A 23,825-nucleotide genomic window follows, 5' to 3' on the forward strand; every position below is an offset into this window, starting at 1 on the left:
ACGATCGGGGCGCGGTTTTGCAAGGTCAGTGCTTAGGAACCGGTCTTGCGGTACCAGTCCGCAATGTTCCACAGCTCGCTGTCCCAAACGTTCAGGACAACGCCACCCAGGGTGTTTGCGTGCGCCGACAGACGACCACGGTGAACCAGCGGGATCATGCCACCGTTTTCAACCATGATGTCGTTCAGCTTTTTCGCGATCTCGGCACGTTGCTCAAGACCCGCGGTTTCAGCCAGCTGAGCGTGCAGCTTGTCGAACTCTTCGTTGCAGAAGCGGCTGATGTTCTCGCCCTGCCACTGCGTCTCGGGGCGCGGTGCCTTGTCGCACAGGCCGTTGCCCAGATAGGATTGCGGGTCGGTGCCGTTGAAGGTGTTGGCGTACATTTCAACGTCGGCATAGAACTTCTGGAACGTATCGGGCGAGCCCGGGTCACCACCGAAGAAGACCGATGCGTTGATGTTGCGCAGTTCGGTTTCAATGCCGATCTGGCTCCACCATTCCTTGATCAGCGCCTGGAAGTCCTGGCGGACGGCGTTGGTCGAGGTCTGATAGACGATCTTCAGCGGAACGCCGTCCTTCTCGCGGACGCCGTCGCCATCGGTGTCGACGATGCCGGCATCATCCAGCAGTTTCTTGGCGCCTTCGATATCTTGCGTGTCGCAGGTCATCGAGGTCGAGTTGAATGCGGCAGGGGCCGGAACCCAGTTGCAGGTCACTTTACCAGCCTGACCATAGCCGATTTCCACCAGCAGCGGACGGTCGATGGCCATCGACATGGCTTTGTAAACGGCCGGATCCTTCAGGAACGGGTGCGGGTGCTTGGCCGTCGAACGCTCGCCTTCCGGCAGCTCGGGCGACGGGTTGGTCTGGTTCAGCATGATGCGCTCGACCAGCGGTCCGAAGCCTGCAACCGGCGTACCTTTGCCGCCTTCCTGCATCTGTGCGATCACTTCCGGAGCCAGTTGCAGGTTCCAGGCATAATCAAACTCACCGGTTTCCATGACGGCACGACCAGCAGCTGTCGCGTCACCGCCGCCTTTGAAGGTCACGGTCGCAAAGGCCGGTTTGTTCGGGTCACGATAATTGTCGTTGGCCTTGAATGTAATCACGTCGTTCGGTTTGAACTCGGTGACGACAAAGGGGCCGGTGCCGATGGGGTTGAAGTTCTGGTCGGTGCATTCAGGTGCTTTCGCACCAAGGCAATCGGCGAACTGTGCGGCCTGAATGATCGGGCTTTCACCGCCGACGAACGGACCATAGGGGAAGGGGGTCGGTGCGTCGAAAGTGACTTTGACGGTCAGGTCATCAACAGCCTCGACTGAGGTGACGCCTTCGAACTTGGTCACCTGCGCGCAGCCACCTTCCGGGTGCATGCAGTAATCGGCGGTGAACTTCACGTCAGCAGCGGTGAACGGAGTGCCGTCCGACCATTTGATTCCCGGCGCGATTTTCCATGTGATCGACGTCAGATCTTCGCTGACACCGCCATTTTCCACGGTCGGGATTTCAGACGCCAGATATGGCACCATGTTGCCGTCCTGGTCGTAGCGGGCAAGCGGCTCGATCACCAGCGAGGCTGATTCCACGTCTTTCGTGCCGCCGGACAGGAACGGGTTCAGGATCGACGGGGCCTGCCAATAGATGATGCTGACATTGCCGTCCGAACCGCGCTCGGCAAAGGCCATCGGGGCCATTGCCGTGCTTGCGATCGCACCTAGCAAAAGGGTTTTGATTTTCATAAGTCACTCCCGAATTGGACACGTTCGTGTCTCGATTATCTCCGCAAGGCCTGCGGGTTTGGCGTTGCCGCTTCGGGGTAAGGTTTTGATCATTCGTGATAATAGCGCTAACGGTTTCCGTCGGCGCTGCCTCCCCAAGGCGGTTACGCTGGGTATCGAAACAGAACTTGAGAAAAATGCAAGTGGTGCCGTCGCGAAAATGTGTAATGGGTTTGACTTTTCCCGGTGGCCCGCCGTAGCGTTCGGCATTCAGAACAAGAACAACGTCGTCAAGGGAGCGCGCACGTGCTGGATCAGCCTATTGCTCAAATCAAAAAACTGCGGGTGGAGTTTCAGACAAAGGACGGTCCCGTTGTTGGAGTTGAGGACGTCTCGTTCGAGGTCAAGCCAGGCGAAACCGTTTGTATCGTTGGCGAATCGGGCTCGGGGAAGTCGGTTTCATCGTTGTCCTTGATGCGCCTGGTCGAGTTCGGTGGCGGCGAAATCGCGGGCGGCGAACTGCTGTTTGATCGTCGCGATGGCGAAAAAATGGACCTGGCCAAGGCCGATCAGGATCTGATGAAGCAGATTCGCGGCAACGAGATCGGGATGATCTTTCAAGAGCCGATGACCGCGCTGAACCCCGTTTTCACTGTTGGTCGCCAATTGACCGAAGGTCTGCGTATCCACAAGGACATGACGAAAGCGCAGGCAGAAGCGCGGGCGCTTGAATTGTTGCGCCAGGTTCGCATACCTGAACCTGAGCGGCGTCTGAAACAATATCCTCACGAGTTGTCGGGCGGGATGCGCCAACGCGTCGTCATTGCGATGGCGATGGCCTGCGAGCCGCGCCTGTTGATCGCCGACGAACCCACCACAGCGCTGGACGTGACCATTCAGGCCGAGATCCTGGCCTTGATGGACCGCCTCAAGCGGGAAACCGGAACTGCGGTGATGTTCATCACCCACGATATGGCCGTGGTTGCACAGATGGCTGACCGTGTGGTTGTCATGTACCGCGGCAACAAGGTCGAAGAAGGCACTGTCAAGGAAATCTTTGAAAACCCGCAGCACGACTATACCAAGGCGTTGCTGGCCGCAGTGCCGAAACTGGGCGAGATGCAGGGGAAATCTGCGCCCGAGCCGATGAAGCTGCTGGGGGTCGAAGGGCAGAATATTGCACCAATTCCGGGTACGGAAGAGGTTCTGCTGACCGTCAAGAACCTGACGACCCGGTTCCCGGTCAAGGGCGGGCTTTTGCGGCGCACGATCTCGAACGTTCATGCGGTCGAGGATGTCTCGTTCACACTGAACAAAGGTCAGACGCTCAGCCTTGTCGGCGAATCCGGGTGCGGCAAGTCTTCGGCTGGGCGCTCGATCCTGCGGCTGGTTGAGCCTCTGGCGGGCGAGATTGATCTGGACGGTGTCGACATCATGAAGCTTGACCCATCTGGTTTGCGCAAGGCCCGGCTGGACATGCAGATGATTTTCCAGGACCCGTTCGCATCGCTGAACCCGCAGATGCAGCTGGTCGATCAGGTGGCCGAGCCGATGCGCAACTATGGCGTGGCGTCGGGATCCGAGCTTCAGGACCGCGTGGCACAATTGTTCGACAAGGTGCAATTGCCGCGCAGCTTCATGCGTCGGTTCCCGCATGAAATGTCGGGCGGTCAGAGGCAACGGATTGCCATCGCGCGGGCTCTGGCCCTGAACCCCAAGCTGATCATCGCGGATGAGGCGGTCTCGGCCCTCGACGTGTCGGTGCAGGCCCAGGTTTTGAACCTGATGATGGAATTGCAGTCCGAACTGGGCCTGTCTTATCTGTTCATCAGTCACGATATGGCCGTGGTTGAAAGGGTCAGCCATTATGTCGGGGTCATGTATCTGGGTCGTATTGTCGAACTTGGGCCCCGGGCGCGGGTGTTCGAGAACCCGCAGCATCCCTATACACAGGCGCTGATGAAGGCGGTTCCGATCGCGGACCCGAACAAGCGGAAATCGGAAAAGGATCTGAATTTCAAACCGATCCCTTCTCCGATTCATCCCACTGACTACACGCCGGAACCTTCGCAATATCAAGAGGTTGAGGCAGGGCACTTCATCCTGACCACCGACAGCGGGTATTGACCCCAATGGCGAAACGCCTGACGCCGCTTGAGATCATGACAAAGCTGATCTCATTTCCGACCGTAAGCCGCGACACCAATCTGCCGCTGGTGGATTGGGTCGAGGAATATCTGCAAGGTCATGGAATCGCGCCCCATCGGTGGCCGGACCCGGATCAACCGCACAAGGCCGCGATCTTTGCGCATGTGGGTCCACTGGAAGAAGGCGCGGTGGTTTTATCTGGCCACACGGATGTCGTGCCGGTGGACGGTCAGCCGTGGGATACCGATCCTTTCACGGTGACCGAGAAGGACGGCAAATACTTCGGTCGCGGCACCTGCGACATGAAGGGGTTTGACGCCCTGGCGATCTGGGCCCTGGTCGAAGCGCATTACGCTGAAATAAAGCGGCCGCTGCAACTTGCGCTCAGCTTTGACGAAGAGGTCGGATGCACCGGTGCGCCGCCCATGATTGAGGCAATGCAACAGGTTTTGCCCAAGGGATCGGCAGTGATCGTGGGTGAGCCGTCGATGATGCAGGCAGTGACGGGGCACAAGGGCGGGTTCGGCATTGATACACATATTGTCGGGTTCGAAGTGCACAGCTCGATCATGCATACCGGCGTGAATGCGATCATGGCGGCGGCGCCTTTGATCGATTGGGCAAATCATAGAAACGCCGAGAGCATGGCCGCTGAGCCGAGCGAAATCGCGGCTGTTTTTGACCCGCCGTGGACCACCTGTCATGTCGGCATGATCGAAGGCGGGACAGCCCACAACATCACTGCAAAAGACTGCAAGTTCATGATGGATTTCCGCACGGTGCCGGACGAAACGCAGGCTGAATGGCGCGAGGCCTATATCGAACAGGTTCGCCAGGTCGAAGCACGTATGCAGGCCGTTCACGCCGATGCGCGTATCGAACTGTCTGAGCATTTCGCGATCCCGGGGCTGGTGCCTGAACAGGACGGAGAAGCCGAAGCTTTGGTGCGCGCCCTGACCGGGGACAACGCAAGCCACGTCGTCAGCTACGGGACCGAGGCGGGGCAGTTTCAGGAGGCCGGGTATTCAGCCGTGATCTGCGGCCCCGGCGATATCGCGCAGGCGCATCAGCCGAACGAGTTCATATCAATCGCGCAGTTCGATGCGGGGCACAAGTTTATGCAACGACTGGTTGAAAAGCTCGGCGCAGAGTAGCATTCAACACAGCATCAATTGTTCAGAGGAAGGTCTTGAGATGCCTGTCAAAAACAGACTTGCGGAAATGCACGGCGATATTGCCGCGTGGCGCCGCCATCTGCATGCGCATCCTGAATTGATGTATGACGTGCACGAAACCGCTGCTTTCGTTGTCGAGCGCCTCAAGGAGTTTGGTGTTGATGAGATCACTCCGGGAATTGGCAAGACCGGTGTCGTGGCCGTTATCCGGGGGCGGCAGGATACGACCGGGCGCGTGATCGGACTTCGTGCAGATATGGACGCATTGCCGATCGAAGAGGCGACGGGGTTGGATTATGCGTCGACCGTATCGGGCAAGATGCACGCCTGCGGGCATGACGGGCATACCTCGATGCTGCTTGGGGCCGCCCAGTACCTGGCCGAAACGCGAAACTTCGATGGCACCGTGGTTCTGATTTTCCAGCCGGCAGAAGAAGGCGGCGCGGGTGGCTTGGCCATGTGTCAGGATGGTCTGATGGACCGCTGGGGCATTGATGAGGTCTATGGCATGCACAACATGCCGGGCTTGCCGGTGGGCGAATTCGCGATCCGACCCGGCGCATTGCTGGCCTCATCTGATGAATTCGAGATCACGATCACCGGCAAGGGCGGACACGCGGCTGCACCGCATGACGCGGTAGACACCACGCTGGTAGCCTCGCATATCGTTGTGTCGTTGCAATCCGTCGTGTCGCGCAACGTCGATCCGATCAAACGCGTGGTGCTGACTGTGGGCACGTTCGAAACGGACAGCGTCGCGTCGAACGTGATCGCGCATACCGTCCGTTTGCAGGGGACCGTCCGGACACTCGACCCAGAATACCGCGCGATTGCAGAAGAGCGCGTGCGCAGGATCGCCGAGGATACGGCCTCGGCCTTCGGCGCAAAGGCGGATGTCGTCTGGACGCCCGGCTATCCGGTTACGGTCAACTCCGAGGCTGAGACGGCGTACGCTGCCGAGGCGGCCGAGGCCGTAGCGGGCAGGGTCAACGACGGCACTGATCCGATCATGCCCTCGGAAGATTTTGCCTACATGCTTGAAGAACGGCCCGGAGCTTACATCTTTATCGGGAACGGGGACACGGCCATGTGCCATCACCCGGAATACAACTTTGACGACGACGCGATTCCCGCCGGTTGCAGTTGGTTTGCCGAGATTGTGGAACGACGATTGCCGGTCGTATAAATCAGGGAGAGTGCCATGCCGATCAAGAACCGCCTTGCAGAGATGCACGAAGAGATCACAGGCTGGCGGCGTGACATTCACCAACACCCGGAAATTCTGTACGACACGCACCGCACCAGCGCGCTGGTGGCGGAAAAGCTGAAGGAATTCGGCTGTGATGAGGTCGTGACAGGCATCGGTCGCACCGGAGTGGTCGGGGTCATTCGCGGCAAAAGCGACACGCAGGGCCGCGTGATTGGCCTGCGTGCCGACATGGATGCCCTGCCGATGCAGGAACAGACCGGGCTGGACTATGCCTCGAAGACACCTGGCGCGATGCATGCCTGCGGGCATGACGGGCATACCGCCATGGTTTTGGGAGCGGCAAAATACCTGTCTGAGACGCGCAATTTCGATGGCACCGCAATCGTGATCTTTCAGCCCGCCGAAGAGGGCGGGAATGGTGCCGAGGCCATGTGCAAGGACGGTCTGATGGACCGGTTCGGCATTCAGGAAGTCTATGCGATGCACAACGTACCGGGCCTGCCCACCGGGCAGTTCGCGATCCGTTCGGGCCCATTGCTGGCTGCGGCGGACGAATTTGACATCTATCTTGAAGGGCGCGGAGGTCACGCTGCGAAACCCCATGAGACGGTCGATACGACGGTGATGCTGTCGCAAATGATCGTGGCATTGCAGACGATCGTGTCGCGCAATGCGGATCCGATCCTGCAAGCCGTGCTGTCGGTGACGTCCGTTGAGACGTCTTCGACAGCGTTCAACGTGATCCCGCAATCGGCGCGGATACGCGGCACGGTCCGGACCCATTCCAACCAGATGCGTGATCTGATCGAACAGCGCCTCAAAGAGGTCGCCGAAGGGATTGCTGGAACATTCGGTGGTTCGGTGAACGTCGATTACACGCGTGGCGTTCCGGTGACGATCAACGCCGAAACTCAAACGGGATATGCGGCAGAAGCCGCGGTTTCGGTCGGGGGCAGCTGCATCGAGGCGCCGATGGTCATGGGGGGCGAGGATTTCTCGTTCATGCTGGAAGAACGGCCCGGAGCCTTCATCGTTCTGGGCAACGGTGACAGCGCAGGGTTGCACCACCCTGAATACAACTTCAACGACGAGATCATCCCGATCGGATGCTCGTGGTTTGCAGAAATGGTCGAGCGCCGAATGCCGGCGGCTTGAACTGAATTAGGAGAGAGAAGACATGCCAGTCAAAAACCGCTTTGCCGAGTTGCAGGATGAGATCACCGCCTGGCGACGGGATCTGCACGAAAACCCGGAAATCCTGTTCGAAACGCACCGCACCAGCGCAATGGTGGCCGAGAAGTTGCAGGAGTTCGGTTGCGATGAGGTCGTCACCGGCATCGGGCGCACCGGCGTTGTTGGCGTGATCAAGGGCAAATCGGACAGCAGCGGCAAGGTGATCGGTCTGCGGGCGGATATGGACGCGTTGCCGATTCATGAGGCGACGGGATTGGACTATGCCTCGAAAACACCGGGCGCGATGCATGCCTGCGGCCATGATGGCCACACGGCGATGCTTTTGGGTGCTGCGAAATACCTGTCGGAAACCCGAAACTTCGATGGCACGGTCGTTGTGATCTTCCAGCCTGCCGAAGAGGGCGGCGGCGGTGGTCGTGAAATGTGTGAAGATGGCATGATGGACCGCTGGAATATTCAGGAAGTCTACGGCATGCACAACTGGCCGGGACAACCTGTGGGCAAGTTCGCCATCCGTCCCGGTTCCTTCTTTGCCGCAACCGATCAGTTCGACATCACTTTTGAAGGGCGAGGTGGTCATGCGGCCAAGCCGCATGAAACAGTAGATACCACGGTTCTGGCTGCGCAGGCGGTTTTGGCGCTTCAGACCATTTCCTCGCGCAATGCCGATCCGATCGATCAGGTCGTGGTGTCGGTGACGTCGTTCGAGACCTCGTCGAAAGCGTTCAACGTGATCCCGCAAACCGTTCAGATCAAAGGAACCGTACGCACCATGAGCAAGGACATGCGGGATCTGGCCGAAAAGCGGATCAATGAGATCTGCAATGGAATCGCGGCCACGTTCGGAGGCACCGCAAACGTGACCTACATCCGCGGGTACCCGGTGATGGTGAACAGTGAAGAACAGACTGAGTTCGCCGCAGCTGTTGCCCGGTCGGTATCCGGCGATTGCGACGATGCGCCTTTGGTCATGGGAGGCGAGGACTTTGCCTTCATGCTGGAGGAACGTCCCGGGGCCTATATTTTAGTGGGTAACGGCGATACAGCCATGGTTCACCACCCGGAGTACAACTTCAACGATGAGGCGATTCCCGCCGGTTGCAGCTGGTGGGCAGAGATCGTTGAGCAGCGGATGCCGGCGGCCTGATCGGACGAGTGGGGGCTCTGCCCCCACACCCCCGGGATATTTTCGGCCAGATGAAGAGGGATCCTGCACTTTCAAGTCAGGTTGAGCGAGCTGCACAGTGTTTCCACGACGGAGTCCAGCGCGTTGCTTTGGGTCTTGACGCAGGATTGGGCGGCGTTGCGGGCCTGGGTCAGGGCTTGGTCGTCTGAAAGCCAATGATCGACCGCCGCAGAGAGATCCTTTTCGGTTCGAACCTCGATGGCGCCACCGGTTTTGATCAGCGGTGCGAACGTTTCTGCAAAATTGAAGTATCCGGGGCCGGTAATCACGGCGGCTCCGGCCTGTGCCGGTTCGAATGGGTTGTGACCGCCGATGTCTTTCAGGGAGCCGCCCAGGAACACGATGGGACACAGCGCGTACCATGTGCCGGTCTCGCCCAATGTATCTGCGACATATACCTGGGTTTCGGTTTTGATAGGGGAAGTTTCGGATCGGAACGCGGCGTTGAGATCGGAGGCTTCCAGTAGTTTGGCGATATCGCCGCGTCGCTCGGGGTGGCGCGGGATCAGCAACAGCAGCAGATCGGGCCAGCGTTCCAGAAGTGATTGGTGCGCGGCCAGAACGGTTTCCTCTTCACCGGCATGGGTTGAACTGGCGATCCACACAGGTCTGCCAGAAATCTGAGAACCGATGTCATCCAGCGTGCCGTGGTCTATGGGAAGAGGGTCTGACATGGCCTTGAGATTGGTGCCGGGCCGGACGCGGCCGGCAGAGGCACCCATGGCTGTCAGGTTGGCTGCGGTTTTGTCGTTCTGCGTCAGGAACAAGTTGAATTTGTTCAGAATGAACCGCGCCGTTTCGGGGCGTTTTTTCCAACCGGCAACAGACTTGTCCGACAGTCGTGCATTCAGAATGGCCAGCGGAATGCCCCGTTTGGCGCTTTCGACGATCAACCGGGGCCAGATTTCGCTTTCGACGAAAACCCCGCCTTCTGGTTGCCAATGGTTCAGAAAGCGTCGGACCGGACCTGCCGTGTCAAGCGGCGGGTATTGATGCCGTGTGCGGGGCGGCAGGCGTTTTTCGATCAGAGCCGCTGAGGTCGGGGTGCCGGAGGTGATCAGAAACTCGGCTTCGGGCAGGCGGTCTGCGAGCCGTCTGATCAGGCTGAGGACCGACAGGCTTTCGCCGACGCTGGCGGCGTGGAACCAGATCAAACGCCCATTTGGCCTGGGCAGGCTGGCATGGCCAAGGCGTTCTTGTTGTCGCTTGACTGGTACGTTTGCTGCCCGCAGCTTGTTCCGAACGACCCGCCATACCAGGGGCGCGGCAAGAGACGTGAGGGCGCAGTACGCATGGTACAACGCCGTGGGGCGGCCGTCGTGATCCGGCATATCAGCCGCCTGTGTGACTCATGTGACGGCTCATCCGGCCATCGACGGCTTGGCGGGAATAGTCGAAGTCATGCCCTTTGGGCTTGAGATTTATGGCGGATCGGATCGCGTCTTCAAGTGGCTGTTCGGTATCGGGATGATCGCGCAGGGCGCCGCGCAGGTCGGCCATGTCTTCCTGACCCAGGCACATGTAAAGTTCGCCCGTGCAGGTCAGCCGGACCCTGTTGCAGCTTTCACAGAAATTGTGCGACAGCGGCGTTATGAAGCCGATTTTCTGGCCGGTTTCCTCGAGCCGCACGTAACGGGCCGGGCCACCGCTGCGTTCGGCCAGATCGGTGACCGAATAGTGGTTTTCGTATTCTTTCCGCACGTCCTTGAGTGACCAGTACTGATCCAGGCGGTCTTCGTTGCCGATATCACCCATCGGCATGACTTCGATCCAGGTCAGATCCATATCCCGCTGGGCGCACCATTCCGTGATTTTCGGAAGTTCGGGTTCATTGAACCCTTTCAGGGCGACGGCGTTGATCTTGATCCGCAGTCCAGCCTTTTGCGCGGCGTCAATTCCGTTCAAAACCTGTTTCAGGCGCCCCCAGCGTGTGACCTTGGCGAACTTGTCATCATCCAGAGTGTCCAGCGAGACATTCACCCGGCGCACACCGGCCGCATACAGATCATCGGAAAATCGGTGCAGTTGCGACCCATTGGTTGTCAGCGTCAGTTCCTTCAATGCACCGCTGTCCAGGTGGCGTGTCATCGAGTTGAAGAACGTCATGATGTTGCGACGCACCAACGGCTCACCACCCGTAATGCGCAGCTTTTCGACCCCCATCCTGACGAAGGTCGAACACATCCGGTCCAGTTCCTCCAATGTCAGCAGGTCTTTTTTGGGCAGAAAGGTCATGTTCTCGGACATGCAATACACGCAGCGGAAGTCGCAGCGGTCCGTGACGGAGACGCGGAGATACGTGATGGCGCGGGCAAACGGGTCGATAAGCGGAGCTGTCATGATGTAATAGGTAAAGCCGGAACATGGCCGCGACAAGGGCGAACTGTGCTTTGCGCTGGAACAGGTGGGCGCGGGGCTGTAGGTTTCCGGCATGAAGAAAATACTTGTTTTGACATGCGCAATGACGGCCGGATGCGACGCCGTGCAGTCAACGACTGACCGAGTGTTCGGCGGGGGCGACACGCCCGTCCAGACGGTGCCTGACGCGGAAACTGGCACCGCAGTTGCCGAAGAGGTGCTGCAACCCGAACCGGTTTCCGCGCGCCCGAACTGGGTTGGGGCGAAAACCACCATCGCCGGGCTCGGGGATCCGACCACTCCGGGGCGCTGGATGCAGACACCGCTGGTGGACAGCGAAGTTACGGCGCGTGTCGTCGTGCCGCGAACCGGGGCGCAGGCCTATATCACATTGGTCCCGGTTTCCGGTCCGGACAGCAGCGGCAGTCGCTTGTCTCTGGACGCCATGAGGGCCCTGCTGGTGCCCCTCGACGAACTTGTCGAGCTTGAGGTCTATATGGATTGATTTTTAAGGTATTTGCCTGCCTCGCGGCGGGCAAATGGCTTCATGGCATCACCGTGCTGTTTCAGAAAGGCGATCACGCGTTCAGGGTCATGTTTGGACAGTTCGCGCAGCCACCAGGCGATGGATTTCTGAATGAACCAGTTGCGGTCCGGAACATATCCGGCAGCCCAGCCAAGGATCCGATCACGGCGGTGCAGATCCTCAGGCTTAGGGTGGTTCTGTTTGGTCCAGGGCAGGGTTGCGACCAAGGCTGCGCGCCGGGTCCACATGTGATCGGACCGGGTCCAATGTTCGACCTGATCCAGTCGGTCAGGATCTGCTGAAAGTCGCTTTTGCATCGCCATGCACGCGTGATCCGCAACGGCCCACGCATCGAAATCCGGCAGCCAGCTTTGAAGCAAGTCCCAAACCGCCGCGTCTGGTCTGATGCGCGCCTGAGTCAAAAGCTTGGATGCAGCAAGACGCCCTTCGTGGATGTTCGTTCGCCATAATGCGTCCGCCAATGCGATCCGCGCCGGCACATCCAGTTCTTGCCGCCACGCCTTGGTCAGGTCGTTGAGAACCGGGTTCGCGACGCCCAGATAGATGCGATCCGCCTTGTGGTAACTGGCCATCTGGGTCGCCCGTTCGGGGTCACCATGCGCGTTGATCTGATCGAGATATCCACTCAGCATCGGACTCACATCGGTACGCCGGTTGGCTTTCCATCAATTGTCTGGCCGTTCCTTTCCACCCAGTAGGTACGGATTTCCTCGTCTGATTTTCCATCCACCCATTTCTGCATCGTGTCGCGGTCGGATTGGAATTCCATGAAAGGCACGGCATAGCCGCACGAGGTCTGCACCATGTCGATCGACTGGTCATAGATTTGTCGTGCGCTTCGGTGATTTGGGAACAGGCCGGCAAGGTCGTTCCATCCATCATCCCCGACATGCAGGCAACGTGCCGTGCCATAGGTGCGCAGGATCATCGGACGTGTGGTGAAGGAACACCACATCAGCGTCATCCTGTTGACCTGCAAAAGATGCCCCGCCGTTTCATTGCCACTGCCGGTCAGGTTCATCCAGACGATGCGGTTCGGCCCCAGTACCCGCAGCGAATCCATTCCCTTGGGGGAAATATTGACCCGACCTTCGGCCCCGGCGGTGCCGACGAAGAACATATGCTGGTCTTCGATGAACCTTTGATGCGCTTCATTAAGCTGCGGGAACTGCTTGGCCATAAATCACTCCACCGTGACCGACTTTGCCAGATTGCGCGGCTGATCCACATCCGTGCCCTTGGCAACAGCCGTGTGATAGGCCAGCAATTGCGCGGGAATCGAGTAGAGGATCGGTGCAAGGCTGGTGTGAACATGTGGCATGCGGATGCTGCTCCAGACACCGTCGCCGGCCTCGTCAATGCCATCATCATCAGAGACAAGGATCACTTTGCCCTTGCGCGCCATCACTTCCTGCATGTTCGAGACGGTCTTGTCGAAAACCGTGTCACGCGGGGCCATGACGACCACAGGCATATGCTTGTCGATCAGGGCGATGGGGCCGTGTTTCAACTCTCCCGACGCGTATCCTTCAGCGTGGATATAGCTGATTTCCTTCAGCTTCAGCGCGCCTTCCATTGCCAGCGGATACATCAGACCACGGCCCAGAAACAGGACGTCGCGCGCCTCGGACAGGCGTTGGGCGGCCTTGCGGATCGCCCGGTTCTGATCGAGTGCCGCGTTCAGCACGGTCGGCAACCCACGCAGCGCGGCGGCATGATCGGCGATGTCCTCATCCGTCAGCGTGCCCCGGTCTGCGGCAGCCTTGAGCGCCAGCATCAGCAGCACGCTCAACTGGCAGGTGAAGGCCTTGGTCGAGGCGACACCGATTTCGACACCGGCATGGATCGGCAAGGCGATATCGCTTTCCCGTGCAATCGAGCTTTCGGGCACGTTGACGACCGAAACGATCTTGTCTGCCTTGCCCTCGCAATAGCGCAACGCGGCCAGCGTGTCGGCGGTTTCGCCCGACTGGCTGACGAACAGCGCCAGTGTTCGGTCGGTGATCGGCGGTTCGCGATAGCGGAACTCGCTGGCGATATCGACTTCAACGGGCATCTTCGCCAGTTGCTCGAACCAGTATTTCGCGGTCAGGCAAGCGTAAAACGCGGTGCCGCAGGCCACCATGGTCAGACGGTCCAGTTTGCTGAAATCCAGATCCGTGTCCGGCAGGACCACGCGGTCGCCGCCCGTGGGCAGGTAGGACCGGATCGCCTCTGCCACGACAATGGGCTGTTCAGCGATTTCCTTGGCCATGAAATGCTTGTGCTCGCCCTTGTCCGCGCGTGCGTGATCCAGTTTGATCTTGCGCTTTTCCCGGTTTGCCAACTCACCGGCCTCGTTGCGGATTTCAAGTGACGTCCGGGTCAGAACCGCGCGGTCGCCTTCTTCCAGATATGTGATCTGGTTGGTCAGCGGGGCCAGGGCGATGGCGTCAGAGCCCACATACATCTCACCATCCCCATGGCCGATGGCCAGTGGTGATCCCTTGCGGGCCGCCACGATCAGGTCGTCCTCTCCGTCGAACAGAAAGGCCAGTGCAAACGCGCCTTCCAACTGGTCGATCGTCCTGAACGCGGCCTCAACCGGGGACAGGCCCGAGTTCAGGTGGTGTTCCGTCATAAGAGCGACCGTTTCCGTGTCGGTTTCGGTCTGGAAATCAACACCATGTTCGGCCAGTTCGGCCCTCAGGTCGCGATAGTTTTCGACGATACCGTTATGAACGACGGCCACAGGGCCCGCCTTGTGCGGATGTGCATTGTTGACCGATGGGGCACCATGTGTGGCCCAGCGGGTGTGGCCAATGCCGGATTTTCCGGGAAGAGGATCATGCACCAGAAGGTCGCTGAGATTGACCAGCTTGCCAACCGCGCGCCGCCGGCCCAATGCGCCGTCGTTGACGGTTGCAATCCCGGCGCTGTCATAGCCGCGATATTCCAGCCGTTTCAGGGCTTCTACCAGAATGGGGGCGGCCTCGTGCTGCCCCAAAACACCTACTATTCCACACATATCTCAGGCCTTTTTATCGCGGCGAGCCTTCTTCGCCTTCAACATGTCAAACAATTTACGCGCATATCCGGGCTTGTTTTCCTGCTTGGCGCGGGCCACGGCCAATGCCTCGGGGTCCACATCCCTGGTCACGACGGTGCCCGTCGCGGTCATCGCGCCGTCGCCCACAGTGACCGGGGCCACCAGCATGGTGTTCGAGCCGACAAAGACGTTCGCACCAATCGTGGTTTTATGCTTCATCACGCCGTCATAGTTGCAGGTGATCGTCCCCGCGCCGATGTTGGTCGCAGCGCCAACCGAAGCGTCTCCGATATAGCTGAGGTGATTGACCTTCGCGCCTTCGGCGATTTCGGCATTCTTGATCTCGACGAAATTGCCGACCCGCGTGTTTTCAGCGAGTTCGGCGCCGGGGCGCAGGCGTGCGTAGGGGCCGACGACAGCGCCCCGGCTGACATGGCAGCCCTCAAGATGCGAAAAGGCCCGGATCGTCGCGCCGCTTTCAACCGTGACGCCCGGTCCGAACACCACATTCGGTTCGATCACCGTATCGCGCCCGACCACCGTATCCGCAGCCAGGTACACCGTCTCTGGGGCCATCAATGTGACGCCCAGGTCAAGAAGCTCAGCTCGCGCGCGCGCCTGAAACACGGCATCTGCGGCGGCCAGATCAGCGCGAGAGTTCACGCCCAGCGTCTGCGCCTCGTCGCACGCGACAGCGGTCACGTTCAGCCCACGGCGGCGCGCAATTTCAACCACGTCGGTCAGATAGTACTCGCCCGCAGCGTTGTCGTTTCCGACCTCGTCGATCAACGAAAACAGCAGCTGCGCATTGCAGGCCAAAAGCCCTGAATTGCAGAATGTTATGGATCGCTCTTCATCTGACGCATCTTTGAACTCGACTATACGTTCCAGCACATCGCCATTCATGACCAGCCGGCCATAACGGGCAGGGTCGGCTGCTTCAAAGCCAAGAATGACCAAGTCATTCCCGGACCGCGCCTCGATCATCCTTTCCAGCGTGTCGGGCTGCAAGAACGGGGTGTCGCCGTAAAGAACAACCACATCGCCATCGAAGCCGTTCAATGCGTTCCGGGCCTGGGCGACCGCATGGGCCGTACCCAACTGGTCTTCCTGAACGGCGATTTGCACATCTTCATCCTCGGCCATTGCGGCCTTTGCCACAGCTTCGGACCCGTGGCCGGTAACGATCACAGTACGTTCGGGCGACAGGACAGATCCGGCGCGCATCGCATGGATCAGCATCGGAACCTGAGCGATGGGATGCAGGACTTTGGGAAGATCCGAATTCATCCTGGTGCCTTTTCCGGCGGCAAGGATGACAAGGGCATTGCTCATGAAATCGTTTTCTCTTTGTGTTTTGTTGCCGTCCGTTTTATCCGCTGAGGTCAAAGGCGCAAGCCGTTCGGCCATCAAACAAGATTGCCGATTGAAACAGGACACGGCGAAAACCTGCCGAGCAAGGGGGCGAAATGCGCACCGTCATCTTCGATCTGGATGGTACTTTGGCGGATACATCCGGCGATTTGCTGGCTGCCGCGAACCATTGTTTCCGCGAGATGGGGCACGGGGATGTCCTGGTCCACGGTGCAGATTCAGGTATAGCGCTGAGAGGTGGACGCATGATGCTGACCCACGGGTTGAAACGTGTCGGGGCCTATGACGAGGATACGGTCCAGGCCTACTATCCGGTTCTGCTTGAAGCTTATGCTCGGGACATCGACACCCACACCAGTTTCTACCCCGGTGCACTACAGGCGGTCGAGATGCTGAGTGACGCGGGTTACGGTGTGGGCATTTGCACGAACAAACCGGAACATCTGGCCGAATTGTTGCTGACGCGCATGGGGGTGCGGGACCGTTTTGCATCTTTGGTCGGGGCCGATACGCTGCCGGTACGCAAACCGGACCCGGCGCCGCTGCGGGAAGCTGCGCGTCGTGCCGGGGGCGATCCGGACTGGTGCGTGCTGGTCGGAGATTCGGATACCGACCGCAACACCGCCAGGGCGGCGGGCGTTCCTTCCGTGCTGGTTACCTTCGGGCCATCGGGGGATGACATGGCGGCTTTGGAACCCGACGCCCTGCTGCACCATTTTGATGATTTGCCCGGCCTCGTGCCTGATCTGATCGGTGCGGCAGCCTGAAACCTTGACCGGACCCTTTCGGAGCCTCAGAACAAGATCATGACCGACATATTCTCTGGCAGCTTTACGCAGCAGGAACCCCTTCCGGAAGATGCAATCGAAGCGGCATTGGCCGTTCTGCGCCATGGGCGTCTGCATCGTTACAATGTCGTCCCCGGAGAGTTGGGGGAAACAGCCCTGCTGGAGCAGGAATTTGCGGCGCAGATGGGGGCAAAATACTGTCTGGCGGTTTCGTCTGGCGGTTACGCTCTGGCCACGGCCCTGCGTGCGGTTGGCGTGCAGCCCGGTGACCCGGTTTTGACAAATGCGTTTACGCTGGCGCCGGTCCCGGGGTCGATTGCCTCGGTCGGAGGGCGGGCAATTTTTGTCGGAGTGACGGAAGACCTGACCATTGATCTGGATGATCTTGAGGCCAAGCTGGATCAGGCGCGTGTGCTGATGCTCAGCCATATGCGCGGACATCTGTGTAACATGGACCGGCTGATGCAGATGTGTGACGCAGCCGGGGTGATCGTGATCGAGGATTGCGCGCACACGATGGGTGCAGCCTGGCGCGGTCAGTTGTCGGGGCGGCAGGGCGCGATCGGGTGTTATTCCTGTCAGACCTACAAGCATGTCAATTCCGGCGAAGGGGGCTTGCTGGTCACCGATGACGAGGAACTGGCGGCCAAGGCCACGATGCTGTCGGGATCCTACATGTTGTATGAACGCCATCTTGCGGCGCCGGGGCCGGACGTGTTCGAACGGATCAAATATACCACGCCCAACGTCTCGGGCCGGATGGACAATTTGCGCGCGGCGATCCTGCGCCCGCAATTGCGGGATCTTGACCGGCAGGTGGCCCGGTGGAACGAGCGCTATCGCGAGATCGAAACCGGGTTGCGCGGCACTCCGGGTCTGACGATTGTCGAGCGGCCCGAGGCGGAAACCTATGTTGGGTCTTCGATCCAGTTCCTGCTGCTGGATTGGGCGCCTGAACGGATAGCCGAAGTCATCAGCCGTTGCGCGGCGCGTGGGGTTGAGCTGAAGTGGTTCGGCGGTGCCGAACCGACAGGTTTCACGTCGCGCTATGACAGTTGGCGGTATTTCGACAGCGAGCGGATGCCGGAAAGTGACCGCGTTCTGGCCGGCGTTATGGATATGCGCGTGCCTTTGACGTTTTCCCTGGAGGATTGTCGATTGATCGCACGGATCATCCGGGCCGAAGTGAGCGCGGTTTATCAGTCTTGACCAAGCGGAGTGCGCCTGCGGCGCACGCTCGATCTTTTGAAACGCCGCCCTTTTGGGGCGGCGTTTTCCGTTTCGGACGCGCTGTCACAAAGATTGACCGGCAGCAGATTCGCTGCTAGAGATTTATTGAACACTTGTTCATTAAAGCGGAGGGAAGACGCAGATGTTCATGGCCACGATGAAGTTTGATCTGGGTGAGGATGTGAATGTCCTGCGCGAGATGGTGCATCGCTGGGCGCAGGAGCGTGTCAAGCCGATGGCGGCCGAGATCGACGCCACGAATGCCTTTCCGAACGAGCTGTGGAAAGAAATGGGAGAGCTTGGTCTGTTGGGTGTCACCGTGCCGGAAGAGTACGGCGGTGCAGGCATGTCTTATCTGGCGCATACGATCGCCGTCGAAGAGGTTGCGCGTGCATCGGCCTCGGTTTCCTTGTCATACGGGGCGCATTCCAACCTGTGCGTGAACCAGATCAAGCTGAACGGCAATGAAGAGCAGAAGCAGAAATACCTGCCGCGCCTGGTCTCCGGTGAGCATGTAGGGGCGCTGGCCATGTCAGAGCCCTCGGCCGGCTCGGATGTGGTGTCGATGAAGCTGCGCGCCGAAAAGCGGAACGATCATTACCGCTTGAACGGCAATAAATACTGGATCACCAACGGGCCGGATGCGGATACTCTGGTGGTTTATGCCAAGACGGACCCCGATGCCGGATCGAAGGGCATTACCGCATTCCTGATCGAAAAAGAGATGAAGGGTTTTTCGACCTCGCCCCATTTCGACAAGTTGGGTATGCGCGGATCGAACACGGCTGAGCTTATCTTTGAAGACGTAGAAGTTCCGTTCGAGAACGTGTTGGGCGAAGAGGGCAAGGGTGTTGCCGTGCTCATGTCCGGGCTGGATTATGAACGTGTCGTACTGGCAGGCATCGGGACCGGCATCATGGCCGCCTGTCTGGACGAAGTGATGCCTTATGTGGCTGAGCGCAAGCAGTTCGGCAAACCCATCGGCAGCTTCCAGTTGATGCAGGGCAAGATTGCCGACATGTACACGGCGATGAACTCGGCACGGGCCTATGTCTACGAAGTCGCCAAAGCCTGTGACCGCGGTGACGTGACCCGGCAGGATGCGGCGGCGTGCTGCCTTTACGCGTCGGAACAGGCGATGGTTCAGGCCCATCAGGCGGTTCAGGCGCTGGGCGGGGCGGGCTTCCTGTCGGATGCGCCGGTCAGCCGGATTTTCCGGGATGCCAAGTTGATGGAAATCGGCGCAGGCACCAGCGAGATTCGCCGGATGCTGATCGGCCGCGAAATGATGAATGAAATGCTCTGAAAGAAAGAACGCCCTGCGGACGAGGAAACCGCAGGGCGTTTTGGAAACGGGATCAGAACCGATGGACGTAGGAAACACCGACCAGCCAGGGATCGATTTCCGCGGTGCCGATGGGGGCGCCGTTGAGCGAGACGTCCGAGTCGATGTCGAACCAGCGCACGTTCAGGCGGATCGCCCCGTGGTCGGTGACCATGTAATCCAGACCGGCCTGCAACGAGACGCCGAAGGAGTCATCGACCTTGATGTTGCCCAGGGGCGATTGCTCGTCGAAGAAGATCGTATAGTTGAGACCGGCGCCGACATAGGGTTTCCAGGCGCTGTTGGTCGGGAAGTGATAGTTCAGCGACAAGGTGGGCGGCAACTGCTTGACCGTGGCCGCGTCCGTACCGCCAAGGGAAACGGTGTGTTTGAACGGGGTCGCTGCCAAAAGCTCGATACCCAGGTTGTCGCGAATAAAGTACTCTGCGGTGAAAATCGGGCGGGTGTCCGCGTCGATCGTCGCTGGTGCACCGGCCAGCGTGCCGTTGTCGGATTTCGGGTCCAGATAGCCAACACCGATACCCAGCGTCCAATCCCCTTGCGACTGGGCCAAAGCCGGAGCCGCCAGTGCGACCAACGCGGTAGACAGTGTCAAAGCGGCGAGTTTCTTTGTCATATTCTTGCCTTTGGTTATGTTGATGCTCTTGGTTTTGCAAAGGCGGTGTCCGGCCACTCTGATCTGCATCAAGTTTGCGTGATGTGTCCGCCCAAGGTCAGGTCGCGAAGCATCAGAAAAACAAGGGGAATTCGCGTTGCTGCACGCTGAGCGCATACCGGGTTTGCGCTCAGGACGAGGCTGGGACATACCGGACCGGCTGAACATGGCGCAGCAATGTCTGAACCATCCGGGTGAACAGGTGGCGCTTATCGATCTGACCGGATCAGGGCGGCGGCTGATAACCTATGGGCAACTGGCACAGATGGCTGATGGGATCGCCCGCGCCCTGCTGGCCCGCGTCCAGCCCGGTGATCGGGTCGGAGTGCTGCTGAGCCAGTCTCCCTGGTGTGCGGCAGCTCATTTGGCGATCTGGAAGATCGGCGCGATTTCGGTGCCCTTGTTCAAGTTGTTCAAGCGGGATGCGCTGCGGTCGCGGGCGGGCGATGCAGGCGTTCAGATTGTGCTGACCGATGCCGAAGGGGTGGATTTGCTGGGCGATCTGGCTGAACCTCTGATCGCATCCGAAATTGGCGTGGCGGGTCCTGCTCTGCCCTATGCCGCGACCGGGCCCGAGGATCCTGCCGTATTGATCTACACCTCTGGTACAACCGGCAGCCCGAAAGGCGCACTGCACGGGCACCGGGTTCTGACCGGGCATTTTCCGGGCGTCTCGATCAGCCACAATCACCTGCGCGACGGAGACTGCCTGTGGACCCCGGCGGATTGGGCGTGGATCGGTGGGTTGTTCGATGTGCTGATGCCTGGCCTTGCGCTGGGCATCCCGGTTGTCGCGGCACGGCTTGAGAAGTTCTCTCCCGAAGCCTGCGCCGAGATCATTGCGCGGGGCGGGGTGCGGAATGTCTTCTTCCCACCAACAGCGCTGCGGATGCTCAAGGCTTCGGATCAGGCGATCCCCGGGCTGCGCTCGGTGGCGTCCGGCGGCGAGCCGCTGGGGGCCGAGATGCTGGCCTGGGGACAGCAAGCGTTTGGCCTGACGATCAACGAATTCTACGGCCAGACCGAATGCAATATGGTCGTATCCTCCTGCGCCGAGGATTTCCCCGTTCAACCCGGCTGCATCGGCAAGCCGGTGCCCGGGCATGAAGTCGCGGTTATCGACTATGACGGCAACCCGACCAGCGAGGAAGGCGATGTCGCCATCCGGCGCGGCTCGGCCTCGATGCTGCTGGAATACTGGAACCGGCCCGAGGCGACGGCTGAGAAGTTCCGGGGTGACTGGCTGATCACCGGAGACCGCGGCGTGTGGGAGGGCGACTATCTGCGCTTTGTCGGTCGTGATGACGACGTGATTACCTCCGCCGGATACCGGATCGGCCCGGCTGAGATTGAGGACTGCCTGCTTACCCACCCGGCGGTGGCAACGGTAGGTGTGGTCGGAAAGCCTGATCCTTTGCGAACCGAGATCGTGAAGGCCTATGTCGTGCTGAAACCGGGAGCCGAGGCTTTGGAGGCCGAGTTACAGGAGTGGGTCAAGGACCGTCTGGCGCAGTATTCCTATCCGCGCGAGGTGGCGTTTCTGGAGGAGTTGCCGATGACGGTGACGGGGAAGGTGATCCGGAAGGAATTGAAGGTGCGGGCGGCGGGGGAAAAACAATGAGACGCAGAGATTCGTCGAGATTGATCAATACACTGTTCATCGTGGCGTTCGTCGTGGGTTTGTTGGCTAAAGCATCTCATGCGTATGAGATCACCTCGGAGCAAAGTGATGGATATTCCATTGAAACCGAATTGATCGAAAAATGCTTGCGACTTGCACGGGAGACTCTCGAAAAGAAAAAGCCTCAGCGAGCAATCCCGGATGCCGTTTACGAGTGCATTGGGATTGCCGCCCAAGATTGCATGGACCGGACTGATTATTCGACCTATGGAATGATCATGTGTTTGGACGCTGAGACCGTTTTTTGGGATAGAATGCTGGACCAAAATTACTCAGATTTGGCGGAATGGGCTGAGAAACTTCATGGCCATGTCCCCCAAGATGATCATGCGTTCAAATGGACCGCACCCGAGACATTAAAAAAGATGCAAGCCGAATGGAAAGTGTATTCCAACGCTGTTTGCCGATTCCGGGCCAGTGATTATTGGGGTGGAACAGCTGCTGGACCGACCAGAGGCGCATGCTGGATGCGCGGAACAGCTGAACAGGCATTGAAGATGGAGCGAGAGATACTTGGCATCTGTAGTTGGCAACAAGGCAGCATCATACGCGAAATTTGCGAAACTCGTGGGGTAGCTGAACAATGAAACTCACATCTAAAGCTTTGCCCGTCTCAGAGGGCTTCAAAGCAAACCGCGCGGCCCATCTGGATGCGCTGGCGCAAATCTCTGCTGCTGCCGAAGCGGCCCGCATGGGCGGTGGCGAGAAATCCCGCGCGCGGCATGAATCCCGTGGCAAGATGTTGCCTCGGCGCAGGGTGGCGAATTTGCTGGACCCGGGGTCTCCGTTCCTTGAAATCGGCGCGACGGCGGCGCACGGGATGTATGGCGATGCCGCGCCCTGTGCCGGGGTGATCGCGGGTATTGGCCGGGTACAAGGGCGCGAGGTCATGGTGGTGTGCAATGACGCCACCGTGAAGGGCGGCACCTACTATCCGATGACGGTCAAGAAACACCTCCGCGCGCAGGAGATCGCCGAGGAAAACCATCTGCCCTGCATCTATCTGGTCGACAGCGGTGGTGCGAACCTGCCCAATCAGGATGAGGTCTTCCCCGACCGCGATCACTTTGGCCGCATCTTCTATAACCAAGCGCGGATGAGCGCGAAGGGTATCCCTCAGATCGCTGTGGTCATGGGCTCCTGCACGGCCGGTGGCGCCTATGTGCCGGCGATGTCGGATGTGACGATCATCGTCAAGGAACAGGGCACCATCTTTCTGGCCGGGCCGCCTCTGGTCAAGGCCGCGACAGGCGAGGTCGTCAGCGCCGAAGATCTGGGGGGCGGTGACGTGCACACCCGCCTGTCCGGCGTGGCGGATTATCTGGCCGAGGATGACGCCCACGCGCTGGCCTTGGCTCGCCGTGCGGTCGGGTCGCTGAACCTGCGCAAACCGCAGACGGTGGATTGGGCCAGCCCCGAGGATCCGGCCTATGACCCCGAGGAAATTCTGGGCGTTGTTCCCGCAGATCTGCGCACCCCCTATGACATCCGCGAGGTGATTGCGCGTCTGGTCGATGGCTCGCGCTTTGACGAATTCAAGCCTCGGTTCGGGGAAACACTGGTGACCGGCTTTGCCCATGTCAAAGGCTGTCCGGTTGGCATTATTGCCAATAACGGCGTGCTGTTTTCCGAGGCGGCGCAGAAGGGCGCCCATTTCGTCGAGCTGTGTTCGCAACGCAAAGTCCCGCTTGTGTTCCTGCAAAACATCACCGGGTTCATGGTCGGCAGGAAATACGAAAACGAAGGTATTGCGCGGCACGGGGCCAAGATGGTGACGGCGGTGGCGACGACCTCGGTGCCCAAGATCACCATGCTGGTCGGCGGCTCGTTCGGGGCCGGAAACTATGGCATGGCCGGTCGCGCCTATCAGCCGCGATTCCTGTGGACCTGGCCGAACTCGCGGATTTCAGTGATGGGTGGAGAGCAGGCCGCTGGCGTTCTGGCCACCGTCAAACGCGACGGGATAGAACGGCAGGGTGGAACTTGGTCGGCCGAAGAAGAGGCCGAGTTCAAACGCCCGACGCTGGATATGTTCGAGGAACAGTCGCATCCGCTCTATGCCTCGGCCCGTCTGTGGGATGACGGCATCATCGACCCGCGCAAAAGCCGCGACGTGCTGGCGCTGTCGTTGAGCGCCGCGCTGAACGCTCCGATCGAGGAGACACGCTTCGGCGTGTTCAGGATGTAA

20 protein-coding genes are annotated in these 23,825 nt (G+C 59.6%); 12 read left to right on the forward strand and 8 right to left on the reverse strand.

Annotated features, from left to right (window positions below; translation table 11 throughout):
- Window positions 1–32 precede the first annotated feature (32 nt).
- Window positions 33–1,739, reverse strand: coding sequence for a peptide ABC transporter substrate-binding protein (locus ACR0DJ_RS03895; protein ID WP_480683939.1), 1,707 nt, complete (start codon window positions 1,737–1,739; stop codon window positions 33–35).
- Between the two features lie 285 nt (window positions 1,740–2,024).
- Between ACR0DJ_RS03895 and ACR0DJ_RS03900 the strand changes: the two genes are divergently transcribed.
- From ACR0DJ_RS03900 to ACR0DJ_RS03920, 5 genes are read left to right on the forward strand one after another with little or no spacing between them, the layout of a single operon-like run.
- Window positions 2,025–3,845, forward strand: a complete 1,821-nt coding sequence (locus ACR0DJ_RS03900; RefSeq protein ID WP_480683941.1) for an ABC transporter ATP-binding protein — start codon at window positions 2,025–2,027, stop codon at window positions 3,843–3,845.
- 5 nt (window positions 3,846–3,850) lie between these two features.
- Window positions 3,851–5,020, forward strand: coding sequence for an acetylornithine deacetylase (argE, locus tag ACR0DJ_RS03905; protein ID WP_480683942.1), 1,170 nt, complete (start codon window positions 3,851–3,853; stop codon window positions 5,018–5,020).
- Between the two features lie 40 nt (window positions 5,021–5,060).
- A complete protein-coding gene (locus ACR0DJ_RS03910) occupies window positions 5,061–6,227 on the forward strand; it encodes a M20 aminoacylase family protein (protein ID WP_425078577.1) in 1,167 nt (388 codons plus the stop codon).
- A gap of 15 nt (window positions 6,228–6,242) precedes the next feature.
- The gene (locus tag ACR0DJ_RS03915; RefSeq protein WP_480683944.1) at window positions 6,243–7,406 is read left to right on the forward strand and encodes a M20 aminoacylase family protein; all 1,164 of its coding nucleotides are present in this window, start codon (window positions 6,243–6,245) and stop codon (window positions 7,404–7,406) included.
- 22 nt (window positions 7,407–7,428) lie between these two features.
- Window positions 7,429–8,592 carry a M20 aminoacylase family protein gene (locus ACR0DJ_RS03920; protein WP_170343760.1) on the forward strand — a complete coding sequence of 388 codons (1,164 nt, stop codon included), beginning with the start codon at window positions 7,429–7,431 and terminating at the stop codon, window positions 8,590–8,592.
- A gap of 71 nt (window positions 8,593–8,663) precedes the next feature.
- Here the strand turns inward: ACR0DJ_RS03920 and ACR0DJ_RS03925 are convergent, their stop codons facing one another.
- Window positions 8,664–9,962: a 3-deoxy-D-manno-octulosonic acid transferase gene (locus ACR0DJ_RS03925; RefSeq protein ID WP_480683945.1), complete on the reverse strand. Its 1,299-nt coding sequence runs from the start codon at window positions 9,960–9,962 to the stop codon at window positions 8,664–8,666.
- Between the two features lies 1 nt (window position 9,963).
- The gene (moaA, locus tag ACR0DJ_RS03930; RefSeq protein WP_171631101.1) at window positions 9,964–10,971 is read right to left on the reverse strand and encodes a GTP 3',8-cyclase MoaA; all 1,008 of its coding nucleotides are present in this window, start codon (window positions 10,969–10,971) and stop codon (window positions 9,964–9,966) included.
- Window positions 10,972–11,062: 91 nt separating this feature from the next.
- Between moaA and ACR0DJ_RS03935 the strand changes: the two genes are divergently transcribed.
- Window positions 11,063–11,494 carry a hypothetical protein gene (locus tag ACR0DJ_RS03935; RefSeq protein ID WP_425078574.1) on the forward strand — a complete coding sequence of 144 codons (432 nt, stop codon included), beginning with the start codon at window positions 11,063–11,065 and terminating at the stop codon, window positions 11,492–11,494.
- Here the strand turns inward: ACR0DJ_RS03935 and ACR0DJ_RS03940 are convergent.
- The 4 genes from ACR0DJ_RS03940 to glmU are packed head-to-tail and all read right to left on the reverse strand — an operon-like array spanning window position 11,482 to window position 15,899.
- Entirely contained in the window at window positions 11,482–12,168 is a 687-nt protein-coding gene (locus tag ACR0DJ_RS03940) for a DNA alkylation repair protein (RefSeq protein WP_480683946.1), read from the reverse strand. The genes ACR0DJ_RS03935 and ACR0DJ_RS03940 overlap by 13 nt on opposite strands.
- Window positions 12,169–12,173: 5 nt before the next feature.
- Window positions 12,174–12,716 (reverse strand): pyridoxamine 5'-phosphate oxidase family protein, encoded by a 543-nt coding sequence (locus ACR0DJ_RS03945; RefSeq protein ID WP_170343764.1) that lies wholly within the window; start codon window positions 12,714–12,716, stop codon window positions 12,174–12,176.
- A gap of 3 nt (window positions 12,717–12,719) precedes the next feature.
- Window positions 12,720–14,543 (reverse strand): glutamine--fructose-6-phosphate transaminase (isomerizing), encoded by a 1,824-nt coding sequence (glmS, locus tag ACR0DJ_RS03950; RefSeq protein WP_170343765.1) that lies wholly within the window; start codon window positions 14,541–14,543, stop codon window positions 12,720–12,722.
- Window positions 14,544–14,546: 3 nt separating this feature from the next.
- Window positions 14,547–15,899: a bifunctional UDP-N-acetylglucosamine diphosphorylase/glucosamine-1-phosphate N-acetyltransferase GlmU gene (glmU, locus tag ACR0DJ_RS03955; RefSeq protein ID WP_480683947.1), complete on the reverse strand. Its 1,353-nt coding sequence runs from the start codon at window positions 15,897–15,899 to the stop codon at window positions 14,547–14,549.
- Window positions 15,900–16,033: 134 nt separating this feature from the next.
- On the opposite strand from glmU, the gene ACR0DJ_RS03960 reads away from it, so the two are divergent.
- The 3 genes from ACR0DJ_RS03960 to ACR0DJ_RS03970 all read left to right on the forward strand — a co-directional run bounded on the left by ACR0DJ_RS03960 (window position 16,034) and on the right by ACR0DJ_RS03970 (window position 19,262).
- Window positions 16,034–16,705 (forward strand): HAD-IA family hydrolase, encoded by a 672-nt coding sequence (locus tag ACR0DJ_RS03960; RefSeq protein ID WP_257599048.1) that lies wholly within the window; start codon window positions 16,034–16,036, stop codon window positions 16,703–16,705.
- A gap of 39 nt (window positions 16,706–16,744) precedes the next feature.
- Complete coding sequence (locus ACR0DJ_RS03965) at window positions 16,745–17,935, forward strand: DegT/DnrJ/EryC1/StrS family aminotransferase (RefSeq protein ID WP_480683948.1); 1,191 nt, start codon at window positions 16,745–16,747, stop codon at window positions 17,933–17,935.
- A gap of 163 nt (window positions 17,936–18,098) precedes the next feature.
- Window positions 18,099–19,262 carry an isovaleryl-CoA dehydrogenase gene (locus ACR0DJ_RS03970; RefSeq protein ID WP_480683950.1) on the forward strand — a complete coding sequence of 388 codons (1,164 nt, stop codon included), beginning with the start codon at window positions 18,099–18,101 and terminating at the stop codon, window positions 19,260–19,262.
- A gap of 52 nt (window positions 19,263–19,314) precedes the next feature.
- On the opposite strand, the gene ACR0DJ_RS03975 is transcribed toward ACR0DJ_RS03970, so the two are convergent.
- The gene (locus ACR0DJ_RS03975) at window positions 19,315–19,917 is read right to left on the reverse strand and encodes an OmpW/AlkL family protein (RefSeq protein ID WP_480683951.1); all 603 of its coding nucleotides are present in this window, start codon (window positions 19,915–19,917) and stop codon (window positions 19,315–19,317) included.
- 136 nt (window positions 19,918–20,053) lie between these two features.
- On the opposite strand from ACR0DJ_RS03975, the gene ACR0DJ_RS03980 reads away from it, so the two are divergent.
- Genes ACR0DJ_RS03980 through ACR0DJ_RS03990 form a run of 3 tightly spaced genes read left to right on the forward strand, consistent with a single transcriptional unit; the run spans window position 20,054 to window position 23,825 of the window.
- Complete coding sequence (locus tag ACR0DJ_RS03980; protein ID WP_480686226.1) at window positions 20,054–21,577, forward strand: AMP-binding protein; 1,524 nt, start codon at window positions 20,054–20,056, stop codon at window positions 21,575–21,577.
- Between the two features lie 20 nt (window positions 21,578–21,597).
- On the forward strand, window positions 21,598–22,224 hold the full coding sequence (locus ACR0DJ_RS03985) for a lysozyme inhibitor LprI family protein (protein ID WP_170556085.1): 627 nt from the start codon (window positions 21,598–21,600) through the stop codon (window positions 22,222–22,224).
- Window positions 22,221–23,825, forward strand: coding sequence for a carboxyl transferase domain-containing protein (locus tag ACR0DJ_RS03990; RefSeq protein ID WP_425078568.1), 1,605 nt, complete (start codon window positions 22,221–22,223; stop codon window positions 23,823–23,825). Before ACR0DJ_RS03985 ends, ACR0DJ_RS03990 begins: the two co-directional genes overlap by 4 nt.

The organism is Ruegeria sp. BF10, assembly GCF_056538725.1.